We start from the raw sequence: 3,595 nt of genomic DNA on the forward strand, positions 1-3,595 counted from the left end.
CCGCCCCGATCAGCGTCGAGAATATGTTCGCCGATCGCGCGTCGACCATGATCGAATTTCCGATCGTGGTGAAGGCCGACGTGCAGGGCTCGGCCGAAGCGATCGTCAACGCGCTCAACCGGCTGTCGACCGACGAGATCAAGGTCCGCATCCTCAACAGCGGAGTCGGCGCGATTACCGAGAGCGACGTGACGCTGGCCTCGGCCTCGGGCGCGCCGATCATCGGCTTCAACGTCCGCCCCAACGCCAAGGCGCGCGAAGTCGCGACCCGGCACAGGGTCGAGCTGCGCTACTATGACGTCATCTATCACCTGACCGACTGGGCCAAGGGCGCAATGGCCGGCGAGCTCGGCCCCGAGATCATCGAGACGGTCGTCGGCAAGGCCGAAATCCGCGAAGTCTTCTCGGCCGGCAAGCATGGCAAGGCGGCCGGTCTGCTGGTGGTCGAAGGCATCATCCGCAAGGCGCTCAAGGCGCGCATCACGCGCGACGATGTCATCACCTACACCGGCGAAATCGCCTCGTTGCGGCGGTTCAAGGATGATGTCGCGGAGGTCCGCGCCGGGCTGGAGTGTGGCGTGACCTTCACGCAAAACTTCATCGATCTGAAGGCGGGCGATTACCTCGAGACCTACGAAGTCGAGGAGCGCGCGCGGACGCTATAGCTGATGCGCACCGTCGAAACTCCCGAAGGCCGCTCGGTCCGCCTGCTCCGCGTCGGCGAGCAGGTGCGGCATGTGCTTTCGGACATTCTCGTGCGCGGCGACGTGCATGACGAGACGCTCGCCAGCCACCTCGTGTCGATCACCGAGGTGCGCATGTCGCCCGACCTGCGCTACGCGATCGTGTTCGTAAAGCCGCTGCTCGGCCAGGACGAGGAAGCGGTGCTCAAGGCGCTGCGCACCAACACCGCCTTCCTCCAGCGCGAAGTCGCCAACCGCGTGCGCGTTAAATATGCCGCCAAGCTGAAGTTCCGCGCCGACGAGAGTTTCGACGAGGGCGGCAAGATCGACGCGATCCTGCGGTCGAAGCATGTCGCGCAGGATTTGACCGAGGAATGAGCGACCTCGCCGCGCCGATGACCGGCGAGGGCTGCCGCGCCGAGCCGTTCGCCGAGCATCATCGTGAGCAACTATGCGCCGCCTGCGCCGAGGACGACGCAATTTGGACGATGTATGGGACGAGCTATGATCCCGCGCATTTCGACGCCAGCCTCGACAAGCTTGTCGGCGACCCGGTCAGCCACTTGTTCATTCTGTTCGACGACGACACATTTGCGGGCATGTCCGCGTATCTGAACCGCAACGATGCCCGCCAGACCGTAGAGATTGGCAATACCTATTATCGCCCACGCCTCCGCGGTACCGGCTTCAACGGGCGGGTCAAGGCGATGATGCTCGAGCGCGCTTTCGCGTGTGGATACCGGCGGGTGCAATTCTGCGTCGACATCCGCAACGCGCGCAGCCAGGCGGCGATGAAGAAGCTCGGCGCGGTGCGCGAAGGAGTGCTGCGCGCCGACCGCATCACCTGGACCGGCCACGTCCGCGACACGGTGCTGTTCGCAATCCTAAAGGACGAGTGGCCGGTCTAGAGTTCCCAGAAGTACAGGTTCGCAGGCTTCGACTGAGCGAAGCCGCCGTAGAGCGATTGCGCCGCGTCATTGCCAACATCGGCTGCAAGCCACACGTCGACGCAGTCACGCTCCCGCGCCCATTGCTCCACCTCGCCCAGCATGCGGCGAGCAATCCCGCGCCGCTGATGGGTGGCAGCAACTCCGACCTCGTCGATATAGAGATCGGCCGCCTTGTCGGGATGGAGGTGAATCGCTGCCTTGACCTGCCCGATAACCAGGTCGCCGTCGAGCGCCACGACCAGCATGACTGCGGGACTGGCGAGATAGGGAACGCGCCACTCGGCAACTGGCGGATCGTTAAACACCCCGTCGGCGATGCGGTCGAGCAGAGCGGCCTTGTCCGCCGTCATCCTGACGATCGAAACGTCCAAGCGACTTCCTTTGGTGTTGGCGCAGATTTGCTTAATGGGCGACGGGTTGAATCCGCCGCCCCGACGGTTACGAGCAGGCGTGGCCAAACTCTATTTCTATTATGCGGCGATGAATGCGGGCAAGTCGACCACCTTGCTGCAGGCCGATTTCAACTATCGCGAGCGCGGCATGGCGACGATGCTGTGGACCGCGGCGCATGACGACCGGTCGGGGACGGGCCAGGTCCGGTCGCGCATCGGGCTGGCGGCGGCGGCGCATCTCTATGACGAGGCGACGAGCCTGTTCGACGCGATCATCGCCGAGCTGATCAAGCGCAAGCTCGACTGCGTTCTGGTCGACGAGGCGCAGTTCCTGAGCCGCGCGCAGGTGCTGGAGCTGTGCCGCATCGCCGACGAGTTAAAGATTCCCGTGCTTTGTTATGGCCTGAGGACCGATTTCCTCGGCGCGCTTTTTCCGGGGTCGGCGGCGCTGCTGGCACTGGCCGACACGCTGGTCGAGCTGAAGGCGGTGTGCGAGTGCGGGCGCAAGGCGACGATGAACCTGCGCGTCGATGCCGACGGCCATGCGGTGGCGGCGGGGGTGCAAACCGAGATCGGCGGCAACGACCGCTATGTCGCGCTGTGCCGGCGGCATTTCTTCCAGCGGCTGGGCGAGAGCGAGGCGCGGCAGTTGAGCCTGGCGATCCCGCGCTAGATGCTGAGCGGCTGGATCATCCTCGACAAGCCGGTCGGGATCGGGTCGACGCCGTGCGTGTCGGCGGTCAAGCGCGCGCTGCGCGAAGCGGGCGAAGCCAAGACCAAGGTCGGGCATGGCGGGACGCTCGACCCGCTGGCGTCGGGCGTGCTGCCGATCGCGCTGGGCGAGGCGACCAAGCTGGCCGGGCGGATGCTCGATGCGAGCAAGGATTATGTCTTTACCGTCACCTTCGGTGCGCAGACCGACACGCTCGACCTCGAGGGCGCGGTCATCGCGACGAGCATAGTTCGGCCGACGGCGGAGGAGGTTCAAGCGATCCTGCCCCGCTTCACCGGGCCGATCGAGCAAATGCCCCCTGCCTTTTCCGCGCTCAAGGTGGACGGTGAGCGCGCCTATGACATCGCGCGTCGTGGCGAAGAGGTGACGCTCGAGCTGCGGAACGTGACGATCCACCAACTTCGCCTGATCGAGGCGACTGGCGACCGCGCAACACTCCTCGCTTCGGTGTCGAAGGGCACCTACATCCGCTCCCTCGCCCGTGACATCGCCTTGGCGCTCGGCACGGTCGGCCATGTCACCAGGCTCCGCCGCACCCGCGCTGGTCCCTTCTCGCTCGATCAGGCGATATCGCTGGACAAATTGACCAAGCTTGCTAAGGGACGCGCGCTTGATGGGGCGGTCCTCCCGCTATCCGCGGGGCTGGACGACATCCCGGCCCTCCCCGTCACTCCCGAAGAAGCCAAGCTGCTCCGCCACGGACAGACGCTGACGCGGACGCTCGCGACACCGGGCCTTCACCTTGCCACCGACGCTGGTCGTCCGGTGGCCTTGGTCGAGGCCGGCACCGATGGCCTCAGGGTCGTCCGCGGGTTCAACATCTAATCAAGGAGTATC

At 65.3% G+C, this 3,595-nt stretch carries 5 protein-coding genes and 1 pseudogene; 5 read left to right on the forward strand and 1 reads right to left on the reverse strand.

Features of this window, described 5'->3' with window-relative positions; translation table 11 throughout:
• From RMN84_RS06355 to RMN84_RS06365, 3 genes and pseudogenes are all read left to right on the forward strand, one after another.
• Positions 1-665 (forward strand): annotated as a pseudogene (locus tag RMN84_RS06355) (translation initiation factor IF-2); the annotation flags it as partial.
• A gap of 3 nt (positions 666-668) precedes the next feature.
• Complete coding sequence (rbfA, locus tag RMN84_RS06360; protein WP_309611347.1) at positions 669-1,061, forward strand: 30S ribosome-binding factor RbfA; 393 nt, start codon at positions 669-671, stop codon at positions 1,059-1,061.
• Entirely contained in the window at positions 1,058-1,591 is a 534-nt protein-coding gene (locus RMN84_RS06365; RefSeq protein ID WP_309611348.1) for a GNAT family protein, read from the forward strand. The genes rbfA and RMN84_RS06365 overlap by 4 nt, the downstream gene beginning before the upstream one ends.
• Here RMN84_RS06365 and RMN84_RS06370 read toward each other — a convergent pair.
• Positions 1,588-2,004, reverse strand: coding sequence for a GNAT family N-acetyltransferase (locus RMN84_RS06370; protein WP_309611349.1), 417 nt, complete (start codon positions 2,002-2,004; stop codon positions 1,588-1,590). The two genes, RMN84_RS06365 and RMN84_RS06370, sit on opposite strands and share 4 nt — an antisense overlap.
• Before the next feature lie 79 nt (positions 2,005-2,083).
• On the opposite strand from RMN84_RS06370, the gene RMN84_RS06375 reads away from it, so the two are divergent.
• Both RMN84_RS06375 and truB read left to right on the forward strand, forming a co-directional pair.
• Positions 2,084-2,698, forward strand: coding sequence for a thymidine kinase (locus tag RMN84_RS06375; protein WP_309611350.1), 615 nt, complete (start codon positions 2,084-2,086; stop codon positions 2,696-2,698).
• Positions 2,699-3,583: a tRNA pseudouridine(55) synthase TruB gene (gene truB / locus RMN84_RS06380; protein WP_309611351.1), complete on the forward strand. Its 885-nt coding sequence runs from the start codon at positions 2,699-2,701 to the stop codon at positions 3,581-3,583.
• Positions 3,584-3,595: the final 12 nt, after the last annotated feature.

The organism is Sphingomonas sp., from assembly GCF_031380695.1.
In the GTDB taxonomy this organism is placed as follows: domain Bacteria; phylum Pseudomonadota; class Alphaproteobacteria; order Sphingomonadales; family Sphingomonadaceae; genus Sphingomicrobium.